The sequence below is a fragment of the Duganella alba genome (genome assembly GCF_009674495.1).
GTDB lineage: Bacteria > Pseudomonadota > Gammaproteobacteria > Burkholderiales > Burkholderiaceae_D > Rugamonas > Rugamonas alba.
This window is the reverse complement of sequence record NZ_WKJN01000022.1, coordinates 36,197-62,950: the sequence shown is the minus strand read 5'-3', so window position 1 is coordinate 62,950 and position 26,754 is coordinate 36,197. Positions and strand designations below refer to the sequence as shown.

Annotated in this window: 24 protein-coding genes; 9 read left to right on the top strand and 15 right to left on the bottom strand. The window is 66.2% G+C overall.

Annotated elements, in window-relative coordinates:
- Positions 1–43 precede the first annotated feature (43 nt).
- Positions 44–1,534, top strand: a complete 1,491-nt coding sequence (locus tag GJ695_RS20195) for an FHA domain-containing protein (protein ID WP_154367878.1) — start codon at positions 44–46, stop codon at positions 1,532–1,534.
- A gap of 7 nt (positions 1,535–1,541) precedes the next feature.
- On the opposite strand, the gene GJ695_RS20190 is transcribed toward GJ695_RS20195, so the two are convergent.
- The 3 genes from GJ695_RS20190 to GJ695_RS20180 form a co-directional block, all read right to left on the bottom strand.
- Positions 1,542–2,423, bottom strand: a complete 882-nt coding sequence (locus tag GJ695_RS20190) for a pirin family protein (RefSeq protein ID WP_154367876.1) — start codon at positions 2,421–2,423, stop codon at positions 1,542–1,544.
- 4 nt (positions 2,424–2,427) lie between these two features.
- Positions 2,428–2,826 carry an OsmC family protein gene (locus tag GJ695_RS20185; protein ID WP_154367874.1) on the bottom strand — a complete coding sequence of 133 codons (399 nt, stop codon included), beginning with the start codon at positions 2,824–2,826 and terminating at the stop codon, positions 2,428–2,430.
- A 78-nt stretch (positions 2,827–2,904) separates the two neighbouring features.
- Entirely contained in the window at positions 2,905–3,189 is a 285-nt protein-coding gene (locus tag GJ695_RS20180) for a DUF1330 domain-containing protein (RefSeq protein WP_154367872.1), read from the bottom strand.
- Between the two features lie 100 nt (positions 3,190–3,289).
- Here GJ695_RS20180 and GJ695_RS20175 point away from each other — a divergent pair, with 100 nt between their 5' ends.
- Positions 3,290–4,168, top strand: a complete 879-nt coding sequence (locus GJ695_RS20175; RefSeq protein WP_154367870.1) for a LysR substrate-binding domain-containing protein — start codon at positions 3,290–3,292, stop codon at positions 4,166–4,168.
- On the opposite strand, the gene clpP is transcribed toward GJ695_RS20175, so the two are convergent.
- Complete coding sequence (clpP, locus tag GJ695_RS20170) at positions 4,165–4,779, bottom strand: ATP-dependent Clp endopeptidase proteolytic subunit ClpP (protein ID WP_154367867.1); 615 nt, start codon at positions 4,777–4,779, stop codon at positions 4,165–4,167. The two genes, GJ695_RS20175 and clpP, sit on opposite strands and share 4 nt — an antisense overlap.
- A 149-nt stretch (positions 4,780–4,928) precedes the next feature.
- Between clpP and GJ695_RS20165 the strand changes: the two genes are divergently transcribed.
- The 3 genes from GJ695_RS20165 (at position 4,929) to GJ695_RS20155 (ending at position 7,337) form a co-directional block, all read left to right on the top strand.
- A complete protein-coding gene (locus GJ695_RS20165; RefSeq protein WP_154367865.1) occupies positions 4,929–5,603 on the top strand; it encodes a sigma-70 family RNA polymerase sigma factor in 675 nt (224 codons plus the stop codon).
- A 1-nt stretch (position 5,604) separates the two neighbouring features.
- Complete coding sequence (locus GJ695_RS20160) at positions 5,605–6,240, top strand: GNAT family N-acetyltransferase (protein WP_208023432.1); 636 nt, start codon at positions 5,605–5,607, stop codon at positions 6,238–6,240.
- 137 nt (positions 6,241–6,377) lie between these two features.
- Entirely contained in the window at positions 6,378–7,337 is a 960-nt protein-coding gene (locus GJ695_RS20155; protein ID WP_154367861.1) for an MBL fold metallo-hydrolase, read from the top strand.
- On the opposite strand, the gene GJ695_RS20150 is transcribed toward GJ695_RS20155, so the two are convergent.
- The 10 genes from GJ695_RS20150 to GJ695_RS20105 form a co-directional block, all read right to left on the bottom strand.
- Positions 7,319–10,294: a sensor histidine kinase gene (locus GJ695_RS20150; protein WP_154367860.1), complete on the bottom strand. Its 2,976-nt coding sequence runs from the start codon at positions 10,292–10,294 to the stop codon at positions 7,319–7,321. The genes GJ695_RS20155 and GJ695_RS20150 overlap by 19 nt on opposite strands.
- A gap of 29 nt (positions 10,295–10,323) precedes the next feature.
- Positions 10,324–11,010, bottom strand: a complete 687-nt coding sequence (locus GJ695_RS20145) for a YjjG family noncanonical pyrimidine nucleotidase (RefSeq protein ID WP_154367857.1) — start codon at positions 11,008–11,010, stop codon at positions 10,324–10,326.
- Positions 11,007–11,348 (bottom strand): zinc ribbon domain-containing protein YjdM, encoded by a 342-nt coding sequence (locus GJ695_RS20140; RefSeq protein ID WP_154367856.1) that lies wholly within the window; start codon positions 11,346–11,348, stop codon positions 11,007–11,009. Before GJ695_RS20140 ends, GJ695_RS20145 begins: the two co-directional genes overlap by 4 nt.
- Positions 11,349–11,384: 36 nt before the next feature.
- A complete protein-coding gene (locus tag GJ695_RS20135; RefSeq protein ID WP_154367854.1) occupies positions 11,385–13,679 on the bottom strand; it encodes an SUMF1/EgtB/PvdO family nonheme iron enzyme in 2,295 nt (764 codons plus the stop codon).
- A gap of 20 nt (positions 13,680–13,699) precedes the next feature.
- On the bottom strand, positions 13,700–15,958 hold the full coding sequence (locus tag GJ695_RS20130) for an SPFH domain-containing protein (protein ID WP_154367851.1): 2,259 nt from the start codon (positions 15,956–15,958) through the stop codon (positions 13,700–13,702).
- An 89-nt stretch (positions 15,959–16,047) separates the two neighbouring features.
- Positions 16,048–17,184 (bottom strand): hypothetical protein, encoded by a 1,137-nt coding sequence (locus GJ695_RS20125; RefSeq protein ID WP_154367849.1) that lies wholly within the window; start codon positions 17,182–17,184, stop codon positions 16,048–16,050.
- Complete coding sequence (locus GJ695_RS20120) at positions 17,181–18,476, bottom strand: hypothetical protein (RefSeq protein ID WP_371866584.1); 1,296 nt, start codon at positions 18,474–18,476, stop codon at positions 17,181–17,183. The genes GJ695_RS20125 and GJ695_RS20120 overlap by 4 nt, the downstream gene beginning before the upstream one ends.
- On the bottom strand, positions 18,477–19,058 hold the full coding sequence (locus GJ695_RS20115) for a hypothetical protein (RefSeq protein WP_308493121.1): 582 nt from the start codon (positions 19,056–19,058) through the stop codon (positions 18,477–18,479). It lies immediately after the preceding gene.
- 11 nt (positions 19,059–19,069) lie between these two features.
- Positions 19,070–20,386 (bottom strand): hypothetical protein, encoded by a 1,317-nt coding sequence (locus GJ695_RS20110; RefSeq protein ID WP_154367845.1) that lies wholly within the window; start codon positions 20,384–20,386, stop codon positions 19,070–19,072.
- Between the two features lie 82 nt (positions 20,387–20,468).
- On the bottom strand, positions 20,469–23,765 hold the full coding sequence (locus GJ695_RS20105) for a penicillin-binding transpeptidase domain-containing protein (RefSeq protein ID WP_154367843.1): 3,297 nt from the start codon (positions 23,763–23,765) through the stop codon (positions 20,469–20,471).
- Positions 23,766–23,951: 186 nt separating this feature from the next.
- On the opposite strand from GJ695_RS20105, the gene GJ695_RS20100 reads away from it, so the two are divergent.
- The 4 genes from GJ695_RS20100 (at position 23,952) to GJ695_RS20085 (ending at position 26,533) form a co-directional block, all read left to right on the top strand.
- A complete protein-coding gene (locus GJ695_RS20100; RefSeq protein ID WP_166455258.1) occupies positions 23,952–24,563 on the top strand; it encodes a response regulator transcription factor in 612 nt (203 codons plus the stop codon).
- Between the two features lie 132 nt (positions 24,564–24,695).
- Positions 24,696–24,923: a hypothetical protein gene (locus tag GJ695_RS20095; RefSeq protein WP_154367839.1), complete on the top strand. Its 228-nt coding sequence runs from the start codon at positions 24,696–24,698 to the stop codon at positions 24,921–24,923.
- A gap of 207 nt (positions 24,924–25,130) precedes the next feature.
- The gene (locus GJ695_RS20090; RefSeq protein WP_154367837.1) at positions 25,131–25,868 is read left to right on the top strand and encodes a YXWGXW repeat-containing protein; all 738 of its coding nucleotides are present in this window, start codon (positions 25,131–25,133) and stop codon (positions 25,866–25,868) included.
- Positions 25,868–26,533 carry a ribonuclease HI family protein gene (locus tag GJ695_RS20085; RefSeq protein ID WP_154367835.1) on the top strand — a complete coding sequence of 222 codons (666 nt, stop codon included), beginning with the start codon at positions 25,868–25,870 and terminating at the stop codon, positions 26,531–26,533. Before GJ695_RS20090 ends, GJ695_RS20085 begins: the two co-directional genes overlap by 1 nt.
- On the opposite strand, the gene GJ695_RS20080 is transcribed toward GJ695_RS20085, so the two are convergent.
- A complete protein-coding gene (locus tag GJ695_RS20080; protein ID WP_154367833.1) occupies positions 26,530–26,730 on the bottom strand; it encodes a hypothetical protein in 201 nt (66 codons plus the stop codon). The two genes, GJ695_RS20085 and GJ695_RS20080, sit on opposite strands and share 4 nt — an antisense overlap.
- Positions 26,731–26,754: the final 24 nt, after the last annotated feature.

Here is a 26,754-nt window from a genome sequence, read left to right as displayed (position 1 = left end):
AAAATGTAGTAATGCCCAGCACCCGCATTGCACCTTCTGGGTCATGCCTGGATCGCAAACTTGTGAAGGCGGCCACGCCCAAGTTGAAGCGTCCAGCTACGACCTGCTGAATGCCTTGCGTACCAACCGTGCCGCCTCGCCGGCCACGGTGCTGGATGTCGTCCCTGCATCCGCCGAAACGCACGAACCGCCAGCCAATTACGCCCGTCCCCATCAACGCGCCCAGGCGTTGCGTCCGCAACTGCATATCAGCGGTTTCGACCCGCGCGCTGCCGGCGGCCGCCAGACGCTGAAAATGGAACTGCGCGGCATGCCGGACACCTGCGCACCGCAACTCACGCTGCAACTGCAATCGGACCTGATTCCCAACGGCGCCTCGCGCCAGCAGTTCGTGCGCTCGGTCAGCGGCGAATGGCGGCCGGTGTTCGCCGAGTTCTCCTCGCGCGGCAAGGAACATGGCCAGTACCAGATCAGCATCGAACTGCTTAGCCAGCACACCGGCATGGCGGCGCGCAAATGGGTGTGCACCTTCGTCATCCTGGTGCCGCGCCTGGACGCGACGCTGACCGAAATCCACCGCATCTTCCTCAGCACCCACAAGAACGTCCGCGTGATGGCGGACGACGCCTCCATCGCCCGCGTCAGCGCGCAAGGCGGCGACAGCCTGGATATCGACGTCACCGCCCGCAACGCCGGCATCGCGCATCTGGACCTGAACGCGCCGGCCGGCAAAGTGGACCTGGGCTTCACCACCATCGCGTGGGACGAAGACCTGATCGAAATCGACATGCCGCAAGCAGCCGCCGTGCATCCGCACACCACGCGTTCGGCATCGCTGGTCAACGCCGCGCCGGAAGCCGGCTCGCAGCGCCAGATCCGCCTGTTCGCGATGGAAGAATGCGTGATCGGCCGCTTCGAACTGGTCGATCCGGAAGCGGACGTCATGCTGACCCACTACTCGGCGGACGGCCAGGACACCAACGGCCTGACGCGCCGCCTGTCGGGCCGACACGCCATCATCCGCCGGTCCGGCCTGGGATTTGAAATTGAAGATGTCTCGCGCTACGGCATCCTGCTCGATGGCGTCTGGCCGGGCAAGCACAAGCCGACCGCGCTGCGGCTGGGCATGCGCATTGAATTCAGCGCCAGCATCAAAGGCATCGTCACGCTGTCGGTATCGGCCATCATGCCGCATGGCGTGATCCTGCACCGCGTCGACCAGGGGGCCAACGCCGAATGCTTCTACCTGCTCGCGCCGGACACGCATCCCGGCTATCCGGTCAAGTCCTATCCCGCCGCGCCGCATGCGGCCGCGTTGCCGCTGCTGGTGCACCGCGACGGCGGCTTCTGGCACCTGGACCAGCTGACCGGCAAGGAAACCGCGCTGGCGCCGACCGTCTCGCTGGATAAGCTGAGCCGCGTGCCGCGCCATACCCGCTTCGCCAGCGATCCGTATCCGGAACACTGGATCATCCGCACCGGCGCCGAGGATATGTACAGCACTGTGGCGGCGAACGCGCTGTCCACCGCCTGAGCCTTCGTCAGGCCGCCGGCTTCTTCGCCGGCAGGGGAATCCAGTCCGTCTCACCCGGCACCGGCGCGAAGCGCTGGGCTTCCCAGTCCTCCGCTGCCTGCGAGATGCGCTCCTTGCGCGACGAAACAAAATTCCAGTACATGAAGCGATGGCCGTCCAGCGGCTCGCCGCCGATCACCACGAAACGCGCGACCGAATTGGCCTTCACGCGTTGCGGGCCGTCGGTGTTCAGCAGCGCCATGGTATGCAGCTCCAGCGGCGCGCCGTCGATGTGCAGTTCGCCGCTGATCGGATAGATCGCCGCTTCCGCCGGCAGGCTGTCCAGCACCAGCTCCTGATCCGCTTGCAGCTCCACATCCAGATACAGCGTCTGGCTGTAGGTCACCACCGGCGACGTCTGGCCGAAGGCCGAGCCAACCAGCACGCGCACCTTGGCGCCGTCCACCGTCAGTTCCGGAATCGCTTCGGAAGGCGTATGGCAGAAGCCTGGTTCCTCCTCTTCATGCGCCACCGGCAGCGCGGCCCACAGTTGCAGGCCGTGCGTGCGGTGCGGCTTGCCGACCAGGTCCTTCGGCGTGCGCTCGGAGTGGACGATGCCGCTGCCGGCCGTCATCCAGTTGATGGCCCCCGGCTCAATGCGCTGCACGGTGCCCAGGCTGTCGCGGTGGTCCATCGCGCCTTCGAACAGATAGGTCACGGTGGCCAGGCCGATGTGCGGATGCGGGCGCACGTCGTGGTCGGCGTCCAGCGGCACGTCGAGCGGACCGAAATGGTCGAAGAAAATGAAGGGGCCGACTGCCTGCTTGACGGCCGATGGCAGGAAGCGGCGCACCATCAGGCCGCCGCCCAGGTCTTTTTCGTGACCTTTCAGCAGATTCGTAACGCTCATGATGTCATCCCAGAACGGTGGTGATTTCCGTGGTCACGGAAGTCATCAGCTTGTGGACAGGGCACTTCTCCGCGACCGACAGCAGCTCGGTGCGCTGCGCGTCGGTCAGCTCGCCGGTCAGGTGCAGCGTGGCGGTCAGCCGGTAGACGCCGTGGCGTTCCTCGCTGTCGTCGCGCTCCATGGTCACCTCCACGTTTTCCAGCGGGATGTTCTTGCGTTTGGCGTACCACACCACGGTCAGGCCCTTGCAGGCGCTCAGGGCCGCGTCGTACAGGTCATGCGGCGATGGTCCGGCGTCGCTGCCACCCTCTTCCGCCGAGATATCGGCGGAGATGATGTGGTTGCGCACATGGACGATATGGCGCATCGGCAGGGATTGATCGCGCAGGGCTTTGATAGTCATTCGGCGTTCCTTGAAGGCGTTAAATCAGAACCGACAATGTACACCGAATGACGGAGTTATGCTTCTACAAAAAGGCCATCACGCCCCGACCAGCACCATCGAGAAATCGGCGCCGGACTGGCGCAAATTCTTGAGGCGCGCGTGCTCCGGATCGTCGTACCACGCGCGCGCCTGTTCGGCCGACGGGAACTCGATGACGATCATCGTCTGCGGCAGCGCCGGCGCGCTTTCCATCGCCTGCGGTGCCGATTTCGCCACCAGCTTGCCGCCATGTTTGGCCACGAGCGCCGGCATGTGGGCGCCATATTCCTGCTGCCATTCAGTGCTGCGCAAGGTAATGGATCCGATTGCATAAGCTGCCATGGTGTTCTCCTGGTATGTAAGTGAAAGGCCATTATGATCACAAGCCGGTCGGCGATAAATACGCTAGAATTTCACCTACTCCTAACTAAAAGTTCTGAATATGAGCGACAAGCTGCGCAGCATGGAAGTATTTGCGGCCGCCGCCACGGCGGGCAGCTTTGCCGGCGCAGCGCAGGCCTTGGGCATGTCCGCAGTCATGGTGGGCAAGCACGTGCAGGCGCTGGAGCGGCAACTGGGCGCGCGGCTGATCGAACGCAGCACGCGCCGCCAGACGCTGACCGAAATCGGCACGGCCTACCTGGAGCGCTGCCGTGACGTGCTGACCAGCGTGGCAGCGGCGGACCATGTGGCGGAAAACCTGCGCGCCGAACCGCAAGGGAGCTTGCGCATCTCGGCGCCCGCCACGTATGGCGAACATCGGCTGACGCCCATCATCGCCGAATACGCGGCGCGCTACCCGCGCGTGCGCATCGATCTGGTGTTGAGCAATCGCGTAGTGGACATGGCGGAGGAAAGCATCGACGTCGCCATCCGTTCCGGCCCGCTGACCGACACGGAACTGATCGCGCGGCCGTTGCGGCCGGGCCGCATGCTGGTCGCCGCCAGTCCGGCCTATCTGGCGCGGCACGGCACGCCGCGGCACCCGCAGGAACTCGCTGAACACAACTGCCTGGTGTTCGCCGGCGGCAGGCCCGCGTGGCGTTTTCAGCGCGGCGACGAGCAGATCGACATGCCGGTGCGCGGTGCGCTGGTCAGCAATACCGGCGCATCGCTGGTGGTGGCGGCCGTCGCGGGCATGGGCATCGCCATGCAGGCCGACTTGCTGATGGAGCCGGCCCTCGAAAGCGGCAGGCTGGTACGCCTGCTGGCGGATTGGGAACTGCCCACGCGGCCCATGCACATCCTGCGCCGTCCGGAAGCGCGGCCCAGCGCCAAGGTCCGCAGCTTTGTCGACTTCGCGCTGGAGCGGTTGGGTTAAGCGCCGTCGCGCGTCACCAGCACGCGGTCGATGATGCCGTATTCGGCCGCCTCGCGCGACGACATGAAGTTATCGCGGTCCGAATCCTTTTCGATGCGTTCCAGCGTTTGCCCTGTGCGTTCGGCCATGATGGTGTTGAGGCGGTGGCGCTGGTACAGCACCTCGCGCGCCTGGATCTCGATGTCCGACGCCACGCCCTGCGAACCGCCGTGCGGCTGGTGGATCATGATGCGGGCGTTGGGCAAGGCATAGCGCTTGCCCTTGGCTCCCGCCGCCAGCAGGAAGGAACCCATGCTGGCGGCAAATCCCGTGCACAGCGTGGACACGTCCGGCTGGATGAACTGCATCGTGTCGTAGACCGCCATGCCGGCGTACACCGAGCCGCCCGGCGAGTTAATGTACAGCGAGATTTCCTTGTCCGGATTGTCCGACTCCAGGAACAGCAGCTGCGCCACGATCAGGTTGGCCGACTGCTCGGTCACCTCGCCCACCAGGAAAATCACGCGCTCCTTCAGCAGCCGCGAATAAATGTCGAAGGCGCGCTCGCCGCGTCCGGTTTGTTCGATAACAGTGGGCACCAGGCCAAGCGCCATGGGAGAATTCGAAGTCATGATCGTCCTTTTGCGGTAGAGTGGAATTACTGTCCGCTTGACGCGTGGAGACCGGCGCCGTGTGACGGCGAAAAAATATATCGTTGGCGTGTCACATCCGGGCCGCGCCCAGCGTCAAGAGACAACAGCCCTACAACAGGAGATTTCCGATGCCCTGCCCTACCGACACCGATGGCGCCCTGTTCGAACGCCTGCGCCCGCGCCTGAAAGCGATCAGCTGCCGCATCGTCGGCAACGAGGCCGAAGCCGAAGACATCGTGCAGGATTGTTTTCTGAAATGGCGCGTCGCCGAGCAGGCGGCGCTGACGACGCCGGCCGCCTGGCTGACCACCGTCGTGCAGCACCAATCGATCGACCGCCTGCGCAAGCGGGCACGGGATGCGGTGGCGGCGCACACCGCCATGGAGCTGACGCCGGAATCACCGCCCGCGCCGCCGGAAGACAGCCTGCTGCGCCGCGCAGAACTGGCCGACGCGCTGGCCCGCATGCTCAGTTGTCTGTCACCGGCCGAACGTCTGGCGCTGGTACTGCATGAGGTGTTTGAATGCGAACATGCCGACATCGCTGCGACGCTGGGCACCAGGCCCGCCAACGCCCGCCAGCACCTGGCGCGCGCACGCCGTCGGCTGCGCGAACAGCAGGCCGAAGCACCGGCCAGCGAAAAACTCAACCGTGAATTGATACGCCGCTTCCAGGCCGCCCTCAACGGCATCGACGTGCCGGCGATGATAACGCTGCTGGGCGAAGAACAGCCGATGTCGGTACACACCTCGTTCCGCACCGAAGCCTGCGCCAACGATGCGGTGTACGCCCTGGCCGCCTAGCATGAACAACGTCGATCCCGATTTGCTTGCAAGCTGGCTGACCGCCAGGTCGATTGCGCGCGGTCTGCCCCTGCCGGTGCCCGACCACGGCGGGCTGCGCGTGGACACCGGACTGCCCGAGGAATTGTGCCGCCACGTGTTTGCCGGGCCGGACGTCGGCATCACCGAACTGGCGCACAAAATCACCGACCCGCGCATCGTCATCAAAATGTGCGGAACACGCGAGCAGTTGCTGGTGCGCGTGACGCCACGCTGGCACCTGCAGCCGCCCGGCTACCTGATGACCAAGGAGCCGGGCCGCAATCCGGTGCCGTCGCTGCCGCCGGGCTACTGGATGCAGGTGGCCACCGAAGCCGCCGTCACCACCGCCCGCATCTTCGCGGAAGACGACACGCTGGCCGCCAGCGGCTACGCGGTGGAATATGAAGGCGTGTTTGTGTTCGACCGCATCGCCACCGACGCGGCGCACCAGCGCCAGGGACTGGGCGCCGCGCTGATGGCCGCGCTGGGAACGGCGCAGCGGTCGCAGGCCGCGCAGCGTGTGCTGGTGGCCACCGAAGCGGGCCGCGCGCTGTATGCCACCTTGGGCTGGCGCGTGCTATCGCCGTACTGCACGGTGGCGCTGCCGAACGACTGATACGCGGCCTCCGCCGAAAGTAGCAGGCCGCCATTCCGAATATTAGCTACCGCATGGCTTAACCTAATACCAGTGGCCGGCCAGCACCACGCATGATGTAATTGCCAGATTCACTATCCAAACAAGAAAGGCATATCATGGGCAATTCAGCACTGCGCTCAGCACTGGCAAGCGCCACCCTGGCACTGGGCTCATTCACTTTCGGCGCGCAAGCCGCCGCGCCGCTTTCAAAGATCGCGACACCAGGCTACGCGCGCATCATGGTGGGCGACGTCGAGGTCACGCCGCTGAGCGACGGCACCGCCGACCTGCCGATGGTCGACCTGCTGAAGAACGACAAAGCCAAAACCAAGGCCGCGCTGGACAAGGCGCACCTGACCACGCCCACCACCACCTCGACCAACGCCTTCCTGGTCAACACCGGCAGCAAGCTGATACTGGTCGATACCGGCAGCGGCGCCCTGTTCGGCCCGACCCTGGGCAAACTGGCCGACAACCTGAAGGCGTCCGGCTATCAGCCGGAGCAGGTCGACGACATCCTGATCACCCACTTCCACCCGGACCACGTCGGCGGCCTGATGGTGAACGGGAAAATCGCCTTCCCCAACGCCACCGTCCACGCCGACAAGCGCGACGCCGACTATTGGCTCAGCCAGGAAAACATGGCGCATGCGCCCAAGGATTTCACCGGCTTTTTCCAGGGCGCGATGACGTCGCTCACGCCCTACGTCAAGGCCGGCAAGTTCAAGCCCTTCGAGCATAACGGCGAAGTGGTACCCGGCATCAGCTCCTTGTCCAGCTACGGCCACACGGCCGGCCACACCTCGTATGTGGTCGAGAGCAAGGGCAAGAAACTGGTCATCCTCGGCGACCTGATACACGTCGGCGCGGTGCAGTTTGACGCGCCGTCCGTGACCATCGGCTTCGACAGCGACCCGAAACAGGCCTACGCCGCGCGCACCGCAGCGTTCTCGATGATCGCCAAGGAAGACGACCTGGTGGCGGCCGCGCACCTGCAGTTCCCAGGCCTGGGCTACATCCGCGCCAACGGCAAAAGCTGGACCTGGACCCCGGCCAACTACACCGTGCGTCCCTGAGTGTCGCTGAGATAGGCCAGCCGCGCCGGAATCGAGACCCGCACCACCGTCTCGCCCGGCCGCGAGGCCATGCTGCACTTGCCGCCGATCTGTTCGGCGCGGCGGCGCATGGCGTCCATTCCCAGATGCCCGGGGCGGCCGCCGGACGCCAGGACATCGGCGGGGATGCCGACGCCGTCGTCGCGCACCTCCAGCACCAGTTCCTTCGCCGCATAGGCCAGCGTCAGCGTGACCTGGGTGGCGCCCGCATGGCGGATCGCATTGCGCAGCGCCTCGCGGCCCACCACATACAGCTCGTCCTTCACCACCAGATGCAGTGCGCGTGAAACGCTCTGCTGTTCAACGCGCACCGGCACCGCCGCGCCTTCGCGTTCGACCAGCGCGTCGAACAGGTCGATCAACTCGTCGTCGCTGCCATGACGCAGGCTCTGTACCCGCTCGCGCCCCTCGATGATGGCGTTGTTGGCGTGCTCGATCACCCGCACCAGCTTGTCCCGCGTCTCCGCCTGGCCCTCGATCCGCTCCACCGCATTTTCCGCATGCAGGATCACGCCGCGCATGGACTGCAGCACCGTGTCATGCAGCTCGATGGCGATGCGTTCGCGCTCGGCCACCCGCACCTGCAGCCGTTCGGCCATGCGCCACGACAGCTGGCGGATCCGGTAGTGGTACAGCGCAAACACCAGAAAGACCAGCGCCAGCACACAGCTGACGCGGAACCACAGGCTCTGCTCCGTTGTCGGCTCCACCGTCACCCGCAGGCTGGTCTCGTTTTCGCTGGGCGTGCCGTCCTCGTTGAACGCGCGCAGGCGGAACACGTAATCGCCAGCGCCGACGTTGGTGTAGGACGTCGAACGGCGACTGCCGGCGTTCTGCCAGTTGGTATCGACGCCATCGAGGCGATATTCGAAGCGCACGCTTTCCGGCGCGCGCAGCAGCGGCGCGGTGAAGTCGATGCGGAAGTGGCCACTGCCCGGCGGCAGGCGCAACGCCCGGTCCGGCGGATACACATTCTGATCGGTTGAGACGCGCTGAATCACCGGTTGCGCCACTGCGCGGTTGCGCGGCAGTCCGGCGGTGTCGACGTACACCACGCCGCCGGTGGCCAGCAGCCACAGATGGCGGCCGTCCGGACTCATGGCGCTCGGCCAGCGCGTTTCGATCACCGCCCGGCCAGGATAGCCGTCCAGCGCGCCGAACAACTCGTAGCGCAGCGGCTGCGCCGGATCGGCGATGCTGCGCGCCCAGTCGGCGGCACGCACGTGTACCAGGCCGGCAGCGCCGTTGAGCCAACGGTCGCCGTCGCGCGTCGCCACCAGGCCGGAGACGTTGCGCAGCACTTCGGGATCGGCGGCGCGCCACATCGTCAGCTTGCCGTCCTTGAACACGCCGGTGCCGTCGGCGCCGCTGACGATCGGCTCGCCGCTGAGGAACACGCTGGTGACCATGCCCAGTTGGTGAATGTCGGTGGTGGTCAGCTTGCCGTCGTCGTAAAACACCAGCGTGCCGTCGCCGGTGGCCAGCCACAGTTGTCCCACACCGGCGGGACCGGACTGGAAAATCTTGGCCGGCAGCGTGAACGCCGTCGCCGGCAGCCATTTGCCTTCGCGCCAGCCGATCAAGCCGGTCTCCATGGTGGCGGTCCACAGCACCTTGCCGTCGTCCAGAATACCGATCATATGGTGATCGCGCGGCTTGCCGTCCGGGCCGGGCGGCAGCGGAATGACCTCCTTGCGGCCTTGCGCGACGCGTTCGATATTGCGCTTGTCGCCGATCAGCAGCGCGCCCTGGCGGCCGTTCGCCACCAGCGTCACCGGCGTGCGCGCCACCGCTTCGGGCGGACGATCGGCGGTCAGCCGCCACAAGGTATTGCTGTCCATATCGGCGGCCCACATATTGCCTGCGCCGTCGGTGGACAGACTGTATCGGATGCCGGTGCCAACCAGGCCGCTGCTCAGCAAGCGGTTGCGCCGGAAACGATCAATACCGTTTTCGGTCGAGACCCAGATATTGCCTTCGCGGTCTTGCAGAATGCCGCGCGCTTCCTGACCTGACAGCTGCCGCACTTCGCCCAAGGTGGCAAGACTCACCTCCGTGCCGGCCGGCTGTGGTCCGGGCGGCGGCGCCGACGGCTGCATGCGGCACACCAGCGCGGCGCAATCCATGGTCTGCCAGACCGCGCCATCGCTGTCGAAGATGGCGCCCCAGCGATTTCCCGAATGCGCGTAGGCGTCCGGCCAGAGGGTGCCCGACTGCGCCAGCAACCGCAACGCGCCACCATCCCGCTTCTGCCACAAGCGCCCATCTGGAGAAAACAGCAGCGGGCCACTGCCATCCATCAACTTGATGAAGTGGCCGGCCTGGCGATCCAGCCGCCATACGCCATGGTCGTTGGCGGCCCACAGATCGCCGCGCTGGTCGATCACCATGCTGAACCCGATCGGGCTGGCCCATTCGGGGCCCTCCTCGACCACGGTCCACCGGCCGTCCTTGAAGTGCTGGATGTTACCGGCGAAGATCCACAGGCTGTTGTCGCCATCGACGATGACGGCGCCGATGCCATTGCGTGCGGCCGGCGCTGGCGGCAGCGCTTCGAGCCGGCCGTCCGCATGCAGCACCGAAAAGCCTTCGGCGTAATAAGTGATGTACAAGTCGCCGTTCGGCGCCGCGCGCACCATGTTGATGCGGTCGCGGTTCAACCCCAGGCGCGGCGGCAGGCGGTAGCGGCTGAACTGCAGGCCGTCAAAGCGGTACAGGCCATCCGCAGTGCCGAACCACAGCCACCCGTCCGCCGTCTGCGCCATGCTGACCACGCCCGGTGGCGCGCCCTCGGCGGCGGTCCATTGCGTGCGGCTGTAATCGGCCAGGTCAGGCCCCCTGGCGGCGGCCGCGCTTGCGGAGGCGCCCCAGAATGTCGCCAGCAAGACCAAAACAAACGCGCGTGCGCTTCGTATCATGCGGATATCCTCGGCAGGTGGACTGCCGATTATGACAGCGAACGCAGGATATCGGTAAGATTGTTGACTTCATAAGTCGGAATCGCTTCCGACGCGTTGTTCAGCCGCTGCGGATTGAACCAGCAGCTGTCGATGCCGTAGCGGTTGGCGCCAAGGATGTCGGCGTCCAGGCGGTCGCCGATGATGATCGCGTCTTCTTTTTCGAACGGCCGCGCCATGCGCGCCGCGTATTCAAAGAAGCGCACATCCGGCTTGGCGTAGCCGCAGGCCTCGGAGGTCGCCACGAACGAGATATGTTCGCGCAGCCCGGACTTGGCGATGCGCTGGTTCTGGATCGCTTCCACGCCGTTGGTGACGATGCCCACCTCGCCCAGGCCGGCCAGCGTCTCGCACAGATGCAGCGCACCGTCGATCAGCACCACGGTATCCGACAGCGATTCCAGGTACAGGCGGCTGGCCGCCTCCGGGTCCAGTTCCAGGCCATTCTCGGCGAAGGTCTTGCGGAAGCGCTCCACCTTGAGGAAGTCCTTGGACACCGTCCCGGTTTCAAACGCGCGCCACAGCGCCAGGTTGATGGCCTGGTAGCCGAGGAAAAGCTCGGCCAGGTCGCCATCCATGCCCAGCGCCTGCAAGGTGCGCGCGAACGACAGCTCCTCGGACGCCTTGAAATCCAGCAGCGTGTCGTCCAGGTCGAACAGGAAAAGCTTGTGCGTCATACCTTGCGCACGAATTCGGTTTTCAGGCTCATGGCGCCGAAGCCGTCGATCTTGCAATCGATATCGTGATCGGAATCGACCAGGCGGATGTTCTTGACCTTGGTGCCGACTTTGACGGTGCCGCCGCCGCCCTTCAGCTTCAGATCCTTGATGACGGTGACGGTGTCGCCGTCCTGCAGCACGTTGCCGACCGAGTCGCGGTACACGCGCGGGCCGTCGTCGGCATCGGCCGCCGCGCCGGCGGTCCATTCGTGCGCGCACTCAGGGCATACCAGATTGGCGCCGTCTTCGTAGGTGTATTCGGAACTGCATTTGGGGCATGGTGGCAAAGCGCTCATGGATAATCCTGACTTCTCAAAGCCCGGCAGTATACCTTATGCGAGCTTGCGGGCGACTCTAAAGCCGACGATATCGTTGGCCAGCACCGCCGAAAAGCCGTTGCGCACCGCCGAACGCAGGTAGCGCGGGTTGTACAGCCACGAGCCGCCGCGCAGCACGCGCCGCACCGGATCGCCGCCCTCTTCCCAGGCGCTGCCGTCGGCCGGCGCGCCGCCGTAGTTGTCGTGCACCACGTCCTGGGTCCATTCCCACACGTTGCCGTGCATGTCGAACAGGCCCCACGGATTGGGCTGGAACGCGCCCACCTTGCTGGTGCCCTGGATGTAGGCGCCGCGCGGGCCGCCGTTGTAGGTGTAGTGGCCGTCGTAGTTGGCCTGCTCGGTGCTGATGGTGTCGCCGAAGCTGAACGCGGTCTTGGTGCCGGCACGACAGGCGTACTCCCACTCCGCCTCGGTCGGCAGGCGGTAAACATGGCCGGTTTTCTCCGATAGCCAACGCAGGTACAGCTGCGCGTCCGCCCAGCTGACGCCGACCACCGGATGCTCGTCGTTCTGCGCGAACCCTGGCGCACGCCAGTCGGTGTCGGACTGCGATTCCCAGCCGGTGTCCTTGACGAAGCGGCGCCACTGCCCGACCGTGACCGGGAAGCGCGCCATGGCGAACGAATAATCGATGCCGACCCAATGCTGCGGCAGTTCGCGGTCCAGCCAGTTCTTCTGCGCGCCGGCTTTGACGGCCAGCGCCTGCTCATGCTCGTGAGATCCCATCTGGAAGCGGCCGGTCGGTATCAGCACCAGGTCCGGCCCGGCGCCGGTGCCGTCGAGGAAGCGGTCGCGCAGCACGCCGTTGGCGTCGGCCACCGGCGCGTTGGCGGTCAGCGCAGCCAGCTCCGCCGCGTGACGTTCGGCCTGCTGCTTGCGATGGCGTTCCTGCTCCTGACGGTAGGCCACTTCCGCCTTCAGCTGCGCGACCTTGCGCTGCTGTTCTTCCTGCGCGTCGCGCGCGGCCTTGGCGTCGGCCTCGCGGCGCGCCTGCAACTGCTCGCGCAGCACCTGCTTGCGCGCCTGTGCGGCGGCTTCCGCTTCGGCGCGCTGTTTGGCTTCCAGCGCGCGGCGTTGCTGGTCCTGGCGCTGCTTGTCGACCGCAGCCGCCTGCATCTCGGCCTGGCGGCGCGCAGTCAGCTCGGCCACCATCGCCTTGCGCTTTTCTTCCGCAAGGCGGGCCTGTTCGGCCTGCGCCGCCTGTTCTTTCTGGCGCTGCTGCTCGCGTGCCGCCTGTTCGCGCGCGGCCTGCTCGGCCTGCGCCGCCAGTTCGGCATCGGTCGGGCCGGCCGCGCGGCGCAGCTCCGCCAGCAACTCGTTCACCGATGCCGGGCGACGCTCCTGCAGATACGCAAAGCCTTGCTGCAGCACTTTCCATTGACGTTCGTTCAAGCCGCGCGGCGGCGATGGATGGAAATCCGCCGGCCGCATATCATCAAACGGCATGCGGCCTTCCAGCAGCTGGTAGATCATCACCGCCACCGCATACACATCCAGCTTGGGCGCAGGCTGACGCTGGTGCGTGCCGGCTTCCGGCGCGCGGTAGCCGGCGGTGCCGGCGTTGGGCGTCTGCAAACCGAGGCTGCTGCCGGCGCTGCGCGCGCGCGAGGCGATGCCGAAGTCCAGCAGCTTGACTTCGCCGCGCTGGGTCAGGAACACATTGCCCGGTTTGATGTCACGGTGGACCAGCTTGTGCTTGTCCCACGCATATTGCAGCGCGTCGCCCACCGGTTCCAGCAGCTTGTAGACCGACTCCAGCGGCAGCGGCCCCTGTTCGGCCAGATACGCATCCAGATCCTGGCCTTCCAGATACTCCATGATGATGAAGTAGCTGGACGTGGCCGGATCCTGCGCCCACTCGTAGACGCGGACGATATTTTCATGCGCCAGCTTGCGCGCCTGCGTCGATTCCTCGATCAGCAGCTTGGCGTGGGTGGCGCTTTGCGTCAGCTGCGGCGGCAGGATTTTCAGGGCCACCTGCGCGCTGTGGCCCAGCTCCGCGTGCGTTGCCAGGTCGGTCGCCAGCCACACCTGTCCCATGCCGCCCATGCCGATCAGGCGTTCCAGCCGGTAGCGGCGGTTCTGCGGGCCGATCTCCTGGCCCGTCATCAATCCCAGTTCCGTGCCCTGGCGCGCCGGCATCGGCACAGGCGAAGCACTGCCTCCCGGCGGCGCGTACTCCGCGTCCAGGATGGCGTTCTTGCGACGGTCGAATTCTTGGAGACTCAACAAACCGTCATCATGTAAGGCCCGCAGTTCGCGGATCTTGTCTCTTGCTGTCTGCATCATTACTCGAACTATACCGTTCCCTACGAAACTACGGGCGCGCCGCACTCGGCGCAAAATTTGTCATGCTCGCGACCAGACGGCACCACGTGGCCGTTGGCGCAACGGTGCACGGCTGCCGAGGCATGGTGATGATGCACCGGCGCGCCGGCCTGCGCCACGCCAACGCCCAACTGGCTCTGCGTGCTCAAGGCACTGGCGCTGGCGGTGTTCTGGATATTCAGCAGGTCGACCTGGTGGCGGCGGTCCTTGTCCAGCTCCGCATCGCGGTGCGCGCGTTCTTCCACCACGCGCTCGTAGGCCAGCTTCGCAGCTTCGGCCGGCGTGATGCCCTGCTCGGCCGCCACCACCTGCGACAGCGCCTGGATCTGCTCCGCCGTCATGCCGCCCTGGATCTGCAGCTTCATGATCTGCGCCACCGCTTCCACATTGGATGGCGCGGCCACGGCGGCCAGCGCCATGTCGCTCAGGCGGCCCATGGTTTCCATGCGGCGGATTTCGTGGTCCTGCTGCGATTGCTGGGTGCTGAAGGCGGCCGCGCGTTCCTGCTCGAATTTCTTCAGTTCGCGCTGCCACGCGGCCTCCTGCTCCTGCTGCTTGAGCATCTGGCGCTGTTCGTCCACCGCCAGCTGGTCCAGCATGGCCTGCTTGGCGTTGGCCTGGTTCTGGCGCGCGTGAATGCCGTCCGCCTCGATGGTGCGCAGCAGCTTTTCGTACTGGGCCACCGAATCCGCCTGCGCGCCGGAGCGCTTGAGGTCTTCGATCTTCTGGTTGATCTCCGCCACTTCGACAGCATTGCTGGCGTCCTTGACGGCGTCGCCGCGCAGCAGGTCGCGCTGGCGGGCCAGCGCCAGTTGATCCTCCCACTCCTGCACGCGCTGGGCTTCACGCTGACGCGCGGCGTTTGCCAGCGTCATGCCGAGAATGCGGGCGGCATGGGCTTCCGCCTCGATTTGCAGCTCGCGCGCTTTCTCGTCCTTTTCGCGCTGGCGCAGCGCGGCCAGTTCGCTGCGCTTGTGCGATTCGTCTTCGATCAGCAAGGCTTGCGCGATCTGGTTTTCAATCGCCTGCTGCTTCAACTGGTGGGACAGGCGCTGCTGCGCCAACTGGCGCTGTTCGGCGGCGGTCTGCTGGTGCACTTCCAGCTCGGTGCGCATGCGGATCTGCGCCAGTTGGCGCACATGATCCCAGTCGGCCTGCTCGCCTACGCGGTGGGATTTGTTCCTCGCCAGTTCGTGCTCCAGGTCCGCCAGCACGGTGCCGGCGCCTTTGTCGATGGCCACCTTGCGCGTCTTGGAGTCCATCACGCGGCTGTACAGTTCCACCTCGCGTGCGCGCAGGGCTTGTACGCGTTCGGCTTCCTTCAGCGTCAGTTCTGCCTTGTTGACGCTCGCGTCCTGGCGCAGTTCGGCACGGCGGAACTCCGAATGCATCTTCTGCTCTTCGCGCCAGATGGTCTGCCATTCCTCTTCGTTGTAGATCTGGTCCAGCTGCTTGACATGTTCCAGTTGAACGTGGCGTTCATCGGCCACCAGCCACAGGGTGCCGATGCGTTCGCGGTTATGGTCGAACTTATCGTGGCGCAGCGCGGCGGTTTCCACGCCGTCCACCGCCAAGCCGTAAGTGGCCAGGCGCTGTTTGAGCGCGGCTTGCAGACGTTCGTTCAGTTGCAGGCGCAGGTCGGCGTTGCCGGCCATTTCGCGCATCGAGCGGCTGCCGACGAATTCCGACGCCAACTGGCGCACCGACGGCTCCAGCAGCTCATGCAGATTGGCGGTGCTGACCACGCCCGGCACGGTCATGAAGTGCTGTGCGAATGCGGGCACGTTTTCAATGCGGATGACGACGGTGAAACGCGCCGAGATCTTCAGGTGCTCGGCGGTGTGCAGGTCGCTAAACGAAAACTCCACCGGCAGCGGCAAGGTGCGGGTGATCAGGATTTCGGCGTGCTGGTTGCGCAGCAGGTGGTTCAGGCGGGTGAAGAAGCCTTCGATTTCGTACTCGCCCTGCGGCACTTCGGTGGCCTTGTCGGCCTGCAGGATGTAGGCGCGCGTGGTGGCCGGCACGCGCAGCGTCTTGGTGAAGATGCCGGACAGCGTGCTGACGCCGAAATACACGGCCAGTTCATTGTCGCCGGGGACCCAGCGGTTGTCGCGCAGGACCGGCTCATTGCGCGGCGCGCCCAAGGTCAGGCCGCAATGCTTGCAGTAGCCCGACTGGCCGTCGTTTTTGTGCTCGCAACGCGGGCATTTGACGCCGCCAAAACCAAACATTTGGAACATGCCAGACTCCTTCTACGATTCATCTTCCAGGCTCCCCTGCGATGTGCAGATTTTAGCAGGGCGAGCGCGATTTGCTTCTTGCGCACGGTTTAAATCATGCCAATCTTGTCGATGCAGGCCAGTGTGGCGCCTTTTTGGCGCAGTCCGGCCGCAAATCCGGGCGGCAACTGGTCTTGCCAGTCCTTCGGCAGCAGCACGCGGTCGCCGTGGTTTACTTGATTGAATATCAATTCCAGCTTGGGTTCGCGACCGTCGACGGTGTCCACGCGGCCGGCGTGCCAGGCGCTGGAGCAGCCGGTGGCGATGATGCGGCCGCGCGGGACGAATTCCCTCCCGCGCGCGAGGCGGTCGGCCATCACCAGCGCCAGCTGGTAGGAGCCGCCCTGGAAGCGCGGCTGGCCGAAGCGCACCACGCTGCGCCAGCGGTTCAGGCCTTTGCCGTCGAAATGGCGGGCGGCGGCCAGTGTCTGTTTGACTTCCTGCTGGGCGGTCAGGTCCAGGCCTGGTGCGGCGATGCTGTCTTCTTCGCTTGCGGCCGGCGCTTCCAGCGGAAAGACGCTGACTTCGAGCCAGCCCAGGGTGTCGTTGATGCCGCCGCTGTGCAGCGGGAACCAGGTCCGCACGATGGACACTGCGGCCGACGGATCGGCGTGGCCGCTCAGGGCGCCCAGGTGGGTGATGTGCAGCGTTTCGCCTTGGCCGGCGTTTGCAGCAGCTTGCGAGACATCGGCGTTGAGCGACGCAGCGTTGGTGCCTGCCGGCCGGATGCCGGCGCCGGTTGGCGTAGCGTTGAAGCCATCTGGCCGTGCGTCGGTGATGAGCGGCGCGGCTGTACGCACAGTGCCGGTGACGCGGCCGAGATGCCAGGCGTCGGAGCTGCCTTGGGCGGTGGTCGTTGTTCCTGGCTTGACGGCGTGCAGGCCGCGCACCATGCGGTCGGCCAGCACAGCGGCCAGTTCCCAGTCGCGCTCCGTGACGGGTGGCGCGATATCCATGCTGAGGACGACCTGGTCGCGGCTGTCCAGGCGCGCCTCGGTATGGCGCGCGAGGCGGACGACTTGCTGCATGTGTTCCGCGATCGTCGGGGCATTCGGCGCCGAGCATTTGACGTCGGCGCGGTTGGCGCGCGGGCGGCGGCTGGCGGTGATGGTCAGCGTGCGGCCGTCGGCCAATGTGGTGCGGCATTCGGCGTTGGTGGGCACGGCGCTGATTGAGATGGTTGTCATAGCGAGGGTTCCGTGCGTTCGATGTAGGCGGCGCGGCGCAGGGACAGGCCGGTTTCCAGGTTGGCGCAGATGCGGTCTGCTTCGTCCAGCAACTGCGGCCATTGCTGGTGGTCTGCCAGCTGAAGGCGAGCCAGCAGGGACCAGGTTTCGTCCAGCGCTGTTTGGGCGATCATCGTTTGCGCGCTGCGGCGGACCTGGTCCGCGGCGGGCAGCGGCTGGTCTGGCGCGGCCCAGGCCAGCGATGGCATGGTGTTGACGTTCAACGCGGCCATGCCGAGGCGCAGCAGCAGGGATTGATGCTGCTGGAAGATCGGCAGGCCGTCGGGCAGCGTAAGCAGGCGCAGTTCGGCGCTCAATACCGGCAGCTCGATGAACAGGCGACGCAGCCCGCGCGCGTCCTGCTCCGCCGCCGTGACGACACGCGGCACCTGACCACCCGCTGTGCTGGCGGTGGCGGTGGTCGGCGCAGCACGGCCGCTAGCAGTAGCGGCAACGAACGTCGAGGCGGCGATTGTGTCGGTGGACGAAGCGGCATTGGCGACGTCAGGGGCATTGACGGTGGTTGCGGCGTGCTGCGCGCTTTGCGGGCCGGCTGGCGCGGCGGGCGGCGTGGCGGTGCCGATGTGCGGCTCGATGGGAGCGGTCGGGGTCGCGCTGACAGCGGCATTGGCAGCAGCTTTCTGCTCGGCGGCGCGGCGTTCGGCTTCGGCGGCTTGCTGGGCGCGGGACTGGAGGATGGTGGCGAAGTCGATTTGATCGCCCAGGTCGACCGGCACGCAATCGTCCACCGTCACGCCGTAACGCGTGTACATCAGCTGATTCAGCCCGGCGCGGAAGGCATGCCACTCCTCCAGCGACGTGCATGGCGGCAGATCCAGCGCCCCTTGCGCCAACTCCGCCTGCAAGGCCATGCCAGCGGCGGCGGCAAAATCGGCCAACCCCAGCCGCCCCGCCGTCTCGCTGTACAAATACAAATCAAACCGCTGCTGCGACACACGCGGATTCGGTGCATCGATCACAAACCGCAGCCGCAAGCCCCACTCCGGCGCCGACGCAAACGGCACCAAGTCCACCGTGTACGGCCCCGGATGAAAACAGAACGCCATCTCGCCCTGCTCGCAAGCCACCTTCCCCGCAGCCACACGGCGCGAATGACCACCGGCGTTGAACACCACGACCACGCTCTGCGCAGGCGCTACATCACCCGCCTCAAGCCGAAGCGCGATCAACGTGTCGCCAAGGCCGCCTGTATCGGCGGCCGGCTTGTGGCGGAGGCTGAATAATCCCATCATCTACGGCGCTACCGGTTGAACGGCAAAGCCGGCCCCATACAGTTGAAAATGCGACGCCGGCGCAGTGGCGAACGGCCACACACGCTCGCACTCGCCATCCGCATCCAGACGCCCCTGCAGCACGATCGCGCCACCACCGTCGATCACCCGCAACTGCGGCTGCTCCTGCAACAGCCGCGCGGCAAACGGCGCTTCCGCCGACAGGCTCAGAATCACCTGCCAGCCGCCATCCTGCGGCAGGAAGTGCAAGGTCCAGTAGCCATCATCGGTCACCAGCGTTTCCAGCGCCTCGGCAGTCGATGCCGCGCGCAGCATGCCGCTGCTGCCGGTCCACACCGGATCGTTGGCGGCCTGCGGCGGCGCAGCCACCGCATGACGCTCCAGCGACAACTGGCGGAAGCGGCGCAAGGTCAGCGGCGACGACGACAGCGCCTGACGCTCGTTCGGCGTCAACGGGCGCACGCCGTCCAGCGCCGCCAGCAGCGTGGCGTCGGCCAGCATCAGGCGGTCGCCCGGTGCGGCGCGCGCCAGCAGCAGACGCTCGCGCAGACGTGCATCCAGGTCATCTTGTGTTGAGTTCAAATCGTTCTCCTTCATCGCGCGCCCGCCGCTTGCAGCCTGGCGATTGCTTCATTACGACGCTTGCGCAGCGTCGGCATCGAAATCTGATCCAGCGCCGCCAGCTGCTGCAAGGTGGGCAGCTCGCCGGTGGCAGGGTCCAGCCAGGCGTCGGGATAAGTATCGTCCGCCACGCCCAGCAGCTTGTGGTACACGGCCAGCCGGATCGGCAGCGATTCGTCGCGCAGCATGCGCACCGTCCAGCTGCCGGCTTCCTGTGCGGCCCGCGCCATTTCAAGATAGCGGAGGGGCAGGGAAAGCTCCTCGGCGCGGGACTGTTCGGCGGCCAGTTGCGCCTCGTCGGGCGCGGGCGTGTCGTCGAAGACGCCACCTGCTTCGTCAGGCGCTTCGTCGGCCACGTCGTCCTCCGGCGCGGCCAGGATGCGGTCCGCGCCCTGCGGCAACCCGCTGGCCTCCGCCTGCTCGGACTCGCCCAGCACGCGCCAGTAGTCTTCCATCCACAGCCCGGCCTCGCCGGCTTCGCCCTGCCAGTCCTCGGCGCTGTCCATATTCGCCGACAGCTCCTCATAATCGCCGATTTCCGCCAGCAGCGCCGCAATCTTGTCCACGCTGTTTTTCAGGCTGGCGAAGCGCTTGGATTTGGTATGCAAAGGCCCCGGCGAGCCGCCGAACTGCTCCAGCGTCTCGCTCCAGCGGATGATCCACTCGGCCTTGCAGCCGCCGATGGACTTCATCTGCCGCACCTCGATCGGCGTGCCGGCCAGCGGACGCCCGAGGATCGCGCCAACCTGCGCCGCATGCTGTTCCCAGGCCGCGAACAGGCCGGATATCTCGCGGTAGGCGGTATCCAGCATGCGATAGGTGTAGATTTTGTTGGGCGAACAGTCGCGCCCCGTGGCGACGATATAGTTGTCCGCATCGACCTTGTCGCGCAAAGTGGCGTACATATCGTTGACCTTCTTGCGCAGCACGCCCTCGGCGGCGGCATCGCGCCAGAAAGCGCCACTGCGCGCATGTTCGCTGGCCATGGCGGCCGCAAACGCCGACCAGTACGCAGGCTGGGCCTGCAATTCGTACAACAGGCCGAGCGACAATTCATAGACGCTCTCGCCGTAGCTGTTGCCCTCCGCCTCACCGCGCGCGCTGTGGGCGTTGGCGCGCAGCGATGCGGCTACCGCATCGGTATAGGCGTCGAGCAGCGAGGCATGCTGCCCGGGGTCGAGCACCTGGTGCATCTCAATCTGCCGGAAGGCCTGCAATGAGCAATGTCCCAGCAGCTTGCGCACTTGTTCCCAGCCGTGCTCCTGATACCGGGTTCCTGGCAAGCGCATAAAATCCTGTGTGTGAAAGTGAATCAAAAAGCCTTCTCAAGAATGCCATAAAACAGCCCTTTGCATTATCCCGTTTACAAGGCTATTTCCCCTTCTGTTCACCATTCTGCACCGCGAGCGTGGACAGGATGGCGGCAATCACCGGCGCGGCATGCTCGCCGCCGGTGGCGTCCGAGTGGCTGACGAAGGCCGCCATGGCCAGGCGGTGGGTCTGGCCGGGCAGGCTGCCCGCTTCCAGCCAGCCGGTGAACCAGACGGTGGCCGTGTCTTCGCCGCTCGGCGCGGTGCCGGTCTTGCCGTACAGGCCAGGACGCACATGGGCCAGCGCCACGCCACGGAAGGCGCCGGCGCCGGTGCCGACATCGACAACGCCCTTCATCCCGGCCTTGATGCGGTCCAGGCGGATGCCCAGCGGCGGCGCGGACGGCGTTGCACCGTCACGACCGTCCAGCGACAGCAGCAAACGCGGCGTGACCACCCTGCCCTGTCCGACCGCCGCCGACGCCAACGCCATTTGCAGCGGCGTGACCTGCATGCGCAGGCCGATCGACATCTGGCGCAGCTCATGGCGGGTATGGATCGGGTCCATATGGGCCGGCGTCGATTGCAGCGCATCCCAGGCGCGCCAGTTGAAATCGGCCGGCAGCAGGCCGCCATCGAGCTTCTGCGCCTGCTCGAATCCCAGCCGGTGCGCGGCGGCGACGATGGGGCGCACCGAATCCAGCGCGTCGGCGTCCAACGCCTGCAAATCCGGCGCGCCGCCGTCCGGACGGCCGAACAGGCTGCGGTCGCTCATCTCGCCGGACCAGGCGAACCAGGTATTCAGGCTGTAGGTCAACGCCTGCGCCAGGCCAAGACGCCCTTCCTGCGCGCGGCGGTCCAGGCTTTGCTCACGGTAGTTGGTGATGTGGGCCAGGCGCGGATTGAGCGGATAGGTGGCGGCATCGGTCTGGAAGCCGTAGCCGCGCTGCGCCGCCACGCGGTTGATGGCGGGCAGCGGCATGCCGCCCAACAGCGCATCCATCTGCGGATCGTTCTGGGCCGCCAATTCCAGCCCCAATGCGCTGACCACCTTGAACGTCGAGCCCGGGCTTTGGTGCGCGCCGCCGTCGTGCTGCAAGGCCGGCAGGCGCAAGGGGCTGCGCGCGGGGCTGGTGCGGTCGAAATCGCGTACTTCCGCCCAGTTGGCGGCGGTGACTTCGCCCGCACCTGCGCCGGCGGCGGCGAGGACGTCGCCGGTTTCGGTATCGAGCATGACCAGGCCGGCGTGGCGGCCGTCCGGCGCGGGCTGGCTGCCGGTGCAGCGGCCAGACTCCCAGCGTCCGCGATGCATGGCGACGCATTCAAGCACGCGCTGGCTCAGCGCCTGCAACGGCAGATCCAGCGTCAGCGTGGCGTTGACGGCGCCTTTGGCGGCAGGCAGGCGCGCCAGCATGCCGGCAATGCTGTTGGCGTGTTCCGTACTGACGCCCAACAGCGGCGCAAGACCCGCTTCCGCCGCCGGTTCGCTCGGCGCGCCGTCGGTCCACAGCACGGTGCCATTGCGGTCCTGCAGCTGGACCGGCGACGGCGCGGCGTTGCGGGCGACGGTGTTGTCGCTCTGCGCCAGCGCTTGCCAGATCAGGCGGCCATTGGCCACGCGCAGGTGGCGGTATTTCTGGTCTTCCGGCGCGTTGAAGTCGAGCGGCTGCACATCCAGCTGGATGCTGCGGGCGCCGGCTTGCAGCGTCAGGGCAATCTGCTGGACGTCGTTGGCGCTGGCGCAGGCGCGGCCGGTGCAGGCTGGCGCGAAGTCGGCGCTGGCGCCGCTGATGCCGCTGCCAGCACGGCCGGCGATCAGCAGGTGCACCACCTCACCGCCGCTGGCGGCGTGCGGCAGGTTCAACGTCAGGTGCAGCACCGGACGGCCACCATTGCCCTCGCCGGCCTGGGGCCAGCGAGCGACTCGGGTCCAGGGCTGCCAGCCTTGCGGCAGCGACGCAAACAGGCGCGACGCGGCGACCGGCATCTGGCTGGTGGTGGCGATCATCACCGGCGCGTTGCCGTTGGCGGCGCTGCCGCCGGTGCTGGCGGTCCAGTCCAGCGCGAGCTTGTCCGGCGCCTTGATACGCCACGCCAGCAGGCGGCGTTCGCTGTTATAGATGTCGATCTGCTGGCGGACGTAGGCGCCGTCTGCCTGGTAATACAGGCGCTTGAACAGTTTGTGCGTGGCGGCGCCAGGCTGGATCTGCTTCCAGTCGCCGAGTTCCGCCGCGCGTTCGGCGCCGTCGGCGGCCTGCCACTGCGGCAGGTCGCGCGGGGCCAGTTCGATGGCGCCACTGGCGGTGAGGCGGATCAGGCCCTTGGCTTGCAGGTCTTCGAACAGCGACTGGTCTTCCAGTTCGCCGGCGGCGGCTTGCGGCACCTGGTACTGGCCTGGCGCGAAATAGGCGCTGACAGCGCGGCCGCGCGCCGGGAAGGCGGTGACCAGCGCCGGGCTGGCGATGGCGTTCGGCGCGGCCGGGCGATACATCTGCACCAGCAGCTCGCCGGCCTGCGGACACATGGCGTTGGCGCGGCGCTCGATGCGCAGGGCCGAGTTGGCGCCCCACAGCAGCCAGCCTTGCTGGCGCAGCGCAACCTGGCCGCTGGCGCCCCGCTCGATCTGTCCCAGACTGGCGTCGCTGAGCCAGCGGGCGTCGCCCTGTTTGGTGTGCCAGCTCAGTTGCAGCGGTTCGCTCAACGGATCGCTGAAGTCGGCGCGGGCGCTGCCTTCGATGTCGATTTCCGGCACGGCGTCGGCGGCGCTGGTGCGGTCGGCCACCAGCAGCACATTACGCAGCGAGATCTGGACGTTGGCGTCCTGGTTGCGGGCGACCCAGCGTTTGACGTCGTCGAAACGGTAGCCCAGGCGCAGCGGCAACAGGCGCGCGTCGGTCGGGCTGCGCATCTGGCTGCACAGGTCCACCCGCACCGGCGGCGCGGCTTGCAGATTGGAGGCGATCAGCAGCGCGCCGCCCGCATGCAGGCTGGCGCTGATGCCCGGCTGTTCAGGCACGGTAAAGGCGACGCCCGGCAACACCGACTGGTAGGCGTTGGCGGCACGGATATTGGCGGCGGCCTGCGGCGTGTTGGCGGTGGCGGCGGCCAGATGGCGCGCATGCCCGGCGATCAGCGCGCCGCCGCCCAGCACCACGACCGCGCCGGCCAACGTCAGCCACACGGCGCGCGCGGGGACGGCACGGCGGCTCTCATCAGATGTTGGCGATGGCTTGCGGGCGGACGACACCAGCGTCACGGCCGGGCCGGAACGCCGTCCGGCGCGCAGATTGGCACTGCGGCGACGGGCGCGGCGACGCTCGGTCCAGGCTTGCAAAATGGTGCTGAAGAATCGCGGCATAGGCCCCTCGCGCTAGGTGAACGGTATCTGCCGCTACTTAGCAGAGGGGCAAGGAAAACCGGCGACAGCAGCACGCTTTGTTCACAACATGTGAACAGTGTGTGGGCCATCTCAAGGGATTATCTACACGGCTTTTTTTAATACACTATGCCCGATGTAAGGAAGTCTCACTTTTGGGAGAGAGGGATGAAGAGCCCAATCACCGTCTACGTCACGCACACCGACCCATTGCTGGTGGCCGGCATCGTCGCCACATTTAGTCAAAACGAGGAAATCCTGGTTCTGCAACCGCCCATATCACGCGAGTGCCTGCGCCATGCGAAGATCGTGGTGGCGGATTACAGGAATGGGCTCGCACTGCATCAGCTGACGAAGACGGATTTCGGCGGGCACGGCCCCGCGGTGCTGATCATCAGTTACGCCAGGGGAGGATCGAAGGTTCGCGCAGCCCTTGAGGCAGGAGTACATGGCTACATTCTGCAGGACTGCACGCCCCAGGAGTTGATACACAGCGTAAGACAGCTGGCCAGGGGCCTGCGCTATGTGGCGCCGGCCGTGGCAGCGGAGATGGTGACCAGTTTGAGCCAGTCGACACTCACCACCCGCGAGCTCGACACCTTGCATCTGCTGGCGCAAGGCTACAGCAACAAGACTATCGCCACGCGCCTGAACATCGCGCTGAACACCGCCAAGGTGCACGTCAAGGCGCTGATGCTGAAGCTGGATTCGACCACCAGGACCCAGGCGGTGGTGACAGCCATACACCGCGGCCTGATCACGGAAAACAGCTCGTCTTAATCACGACCATCGCGCCAGAATGCATTTCGCGCCGCCGAAATGGCGGCTCGTCGCAATCCCGGTGCGCCTTGCGGGGCCCTGGCATACAGTGACTACATCGAAGCCCAATTCACCCACCGCAAGGAGATTAAAATGAACGTCCTGAAAAACTTTGAAGCCGTGTTCGTCGTGACCGCCGCCCTGGCATGCGCCGCCACCTACGCACTGGAAACCACGCCGGTCAACGCCGCCGACGCCAACATGCAAGTGGTCGTGGTCAGCGCCAAGCGCCTCACGCCTGAGCAGAAACTGCAATCGGTCCTGGAAGAACGCGCCACCACCATGGCCGCCGACACCAGCGCCAAAGAGAGCAAAATTTGAACGCCCGCCTCCCCTTCGCCTGTACGCCGGCCGCGTAACAGGCGAAGCACTCTCCGGCGGCTCTCTGTTCGCCATCGCACAATGACTGTACACAGCTTTGTGTCATATGTAAAAAGTTGCATCATTCAGCACCACGCGTTTTTCCGCTTGATATAGTTCATCCCATGCGCAGTAAGCAGCGCGATTACAAAAACGGAGGACTTCATCATGATCAAGCCAATTTTCGCCACTGCCCTGCTTGCGCTGAGCGCCGCAGCGTTCGTGCCAACCATCGCCTCCGCACAAGTCGGCGTCAGCGTCGTCATCGGCAACGCCCCACCGCCACCGCGTTTTGAAAGCCTGCCTGCGCCGCGCCGCGGCTACGTCTGGGCGCCGGGATACTGGAACTGGGACGGCCACCGCCACGTATGGCTGGGCGGCCACTGGGAGCGTGAACGCGTCGGCAGCAGCTGGCGCCAGGCCGAGTGGATCCGCGACGGCGGCGGCTGGCGTTTCGATCCGGGCGGCTGGGTGGTCGTCGGCGGGCCATCGCGCGTGGACTACATCACCGTCGCACCGCCGCCGCCACGCTATGAGCGCATTCCTTCGCCGCGTCCAGGCTATATCTGGGCTCCGGGTTACTGGGCATGGCGCGGCAACCGCCACGAATGGATAGGCGGCAGCTGGATCGCCTCGCGTCCGGGCTATGTCTACAACGCGCCGCGCTGGACGCAACGCGATGGCCACTGGTATCGCGAAGAAGCGCGCTGGGACCGTGGCCCGAACGGCGACCGCGATCACGACGGCATCCCCAACCGCTACGACCGTCACGACAACCGTGGCGACAATCGCGGCCGCGGCGACAAGGACCATGACGGCATCCCGAACCGCTATGACCGCGACCGCGATGGCGACGGCGTGCCTAACCGCTACGACCAGCATCCCGACAACCGTCGTCGCGATTGATGAGCAATCCGGAGTTTGAAACGCTGGCCACGGCCGCCTTCAAGGGCGAGCGCGTGGCCGCGCGTCGTCTGGCGGCGCGCATGCAGTTGAGCGAGCCGCAGGCGCTGTTGCAGGTGCTGACGTTGGCCGCCGGTGCGTTGGGACTGGCGCATCTGCTGGCCGAGCGCGAGGCGCTGCGTCTGCGTGACGAGGAGCGCCGGCAGGCAAGGCTGGCGGTCAGCGCGCACAGGGTGGCGGCGCGCAAGGCCGCCATGCAGCCGTCCACGGCGGGCTGGCGCGGGTGGTTCGACGGCTCGGCGCATCCGAATCCCGGCCAGATCGGCATCGGCGCCCTGCTCTGCGGGCCGGATGGGCAGCGGGTGGAAATCAGCCGCCGCGCGGGACACGGCAACAGCAGCGAGGCGGAGTATTTGGCCTTGACGGCGTTGCTGGAAGCGGCCCGCGACAACGGCGCGACGGCGCTGGCGGTGCACGGCGACAGCCAGGTTGTCATCAATGATGTGAATCTCGGCGCGGCGCGCGGCGCCAAGGGGCTGGAAGAGCACCGTCAGCGGGTGACGGCGTTGATGGCAATGCTGGGAGATGTTTCGCTACGCTGGGTGCCGCGTCACCGCAACGGCGATGCGGACCGCCTGTCGCAACAGGCCATCGACGCTCACAATTAGCTGCCGCGCCAGAGCGAGGCTATTTTCGCAATGGCCCAGCGGGTCGCTGCCGTGGTGGCGTAGATGCCGATGCCGCTGATGAGCATGAAGCCGCCGAAGGTCTGGCTGCCGGTCATGGCCGCCATGATGCCGACCAGGGCGAAAAAATCGCCCAGGACCATGCCGGCGCTGCGTTTTGTGTGAATGATAATCGACATTATCGTCTCCCCGACCACCTGCAG

Bases quoted from the DNA above. Each gene is read 5' to 3' on its own strand.
- GJ695_RS20105 (WP_154367843.1), bottom strand. From the start codon at position 23,765: ATGCCGCGATTCTTCAGCACCATTTTGCAAGCCTGGACCGAGCGTCGC.
- clpP (WP_154367867.1), bottom strand. From the start codon at position 4,779: ATGACTTCGAATTCTCCCATGGCGCTTGGCCTGGTGCCCACTGTTATC.
- GJ695_RS20185 (WP_154367874.1), bottom strand. From the start codon at position 2,826: ATGACTATCAAAGCCCTGCGCGATCAATCCCTGCCGATGCGCCATATC.
- GJ695_RS20175 (WP_154367870.1), top strand. From the start codon at position 3,290: ATGAGCGACAAGCTGCGCAGCATGGAAGTATTTGCGGCCGCCGCCACG.
- GJ695_RS20140 (WP_154367856.1), bottom strand. From the start codon at position 11,348: ATGAGCGCTTTGCCACCATGCCCCAAATGCAGTTCCGAATACACCTAC.
- GJ695_RS20160 (WP_208023432.1), top strand. From the start codon at position 5,605: ATGAACAACGTCGATCCCGATTTGCTTGCAAGCTGGCTGACCGCCAGG.
- GJ695_RS20120 (WP_371866584.1), bottom strand. From the start codon at position 18,476: ATGATGGGATTATTCAGCCTCCGCCACAAGCCGGCCGCCGATACAGGC.
- GJ695_RS20095 (WP_154367839.1), top strand. From the start codon at position 24,696: ATGAACGTCCTGAAAAACTTTGAAGCCGTGTTCGTCGTGACCGCCGCC.
- GJ695_RS20195 (WP_154367878.1), top strand. From the start codon at position 44: ATGCCTGGATCGCAAACTTGTGAAGGCGGCCACGCCCAAGTTGAAGCG.
- GJ695_RS20155 (WP_154367861.1), top strand. From the start codon at position 6,378: ATGGGCAATTCAGCACTGCGCTCAGCACTGGCAAGCGCCACCCTGGCA.
- GJ695_RS20150 (WP_154367860.1), bottom strand. From the start codon at position 10,294: ATGATACGAAGCGCACGCGCGTTTGTTTTGGTCTTGCTGGCGACATTC.
- GJ695_RS20130 (WP_154367851.1), bottom strand. From the start codon at position 15,958: ATGTTCCAAATGTTTGGTTTTGGCGGCGTCAAATGCCCGCGTTGCGAG.
- GJ695_RS20090 (WP_154367837.1), top strand. From the start codon at position 25,131: ATGATCAAGCCAATTTTCGCCACTGCCCTGCTTGCGCTGAGCGCCGCA.
- GJ695_RS20165 (WP_154367865.1), top strand. From the start codon at position 4,929: ATGCCCTGCCCTACCGACACCGATGGCGCCCTGTTCGAACGCCTGCGC.
- GJ695_RS20180 (WP_154367872.1), bottom strand. From the start codon at position 3,189: ATGGCAGCTTATGCAATCGGATCCATTACCTTGCGCAGCACTGAATGG.
- GJ695_RS20135 (WP_154367854.1), bottom strand. From the start codon at position 13,679: ATGATGCAGACAGCAAGAGACAAGATCCGCGAACTGCGGGCCTTACAT.
- GJ695_RS20100 (WP_166455258.1), top strand. From the start codon at position 23,952: ATGAAGAGCCCAATCACCGTCTACGTCACGCACACCGACCCATTGCTG.
- GJ695_RS20110 (WP_154367845.1), bottom strand. From the start codon at position 20,386: ATGCGCTTGCCAGGAACCCGGTATCAGGAGCACGGCTGGGAACAAGTG.
- GJ695_RS20085 (WP_154367835.1), top strand. From the start codon at position 25,868: ATGAGCAATCCGGAGTTTGAAACGCTGGCCACGGCCGCCTTCAAGGGC.
- GJ695_RS20125 (WP_154367849.1), bottom strand. From the start codon at position 17,184: ATGACAACCATCTCAATCAGCGCCGTGCCCACCAACGCCGAATGCCGC.
- GJ695_RS20145 (WP_154367857.1), bottom strand. From the start codon at position 11,010: ATGACGCACAAGCTTTTCCTGTTCGACCTGGACGACACGCTGCTGGAT.
- GJ695_RS20190 (WP_154367876.1), bottom strand. From the start codon at position 2,423: ATGAGCGTTACGAATCTGCTGAAAGGTCACGAAAAAGACCTGGGCGGC.
- GJ695_RS20080 (WP_154367833.1), bottom strand. From the start codon at position 26,730: ATGTCGATTATCATTCACACAAAACGCAGCGCCGGCATGGTCCTGGGC.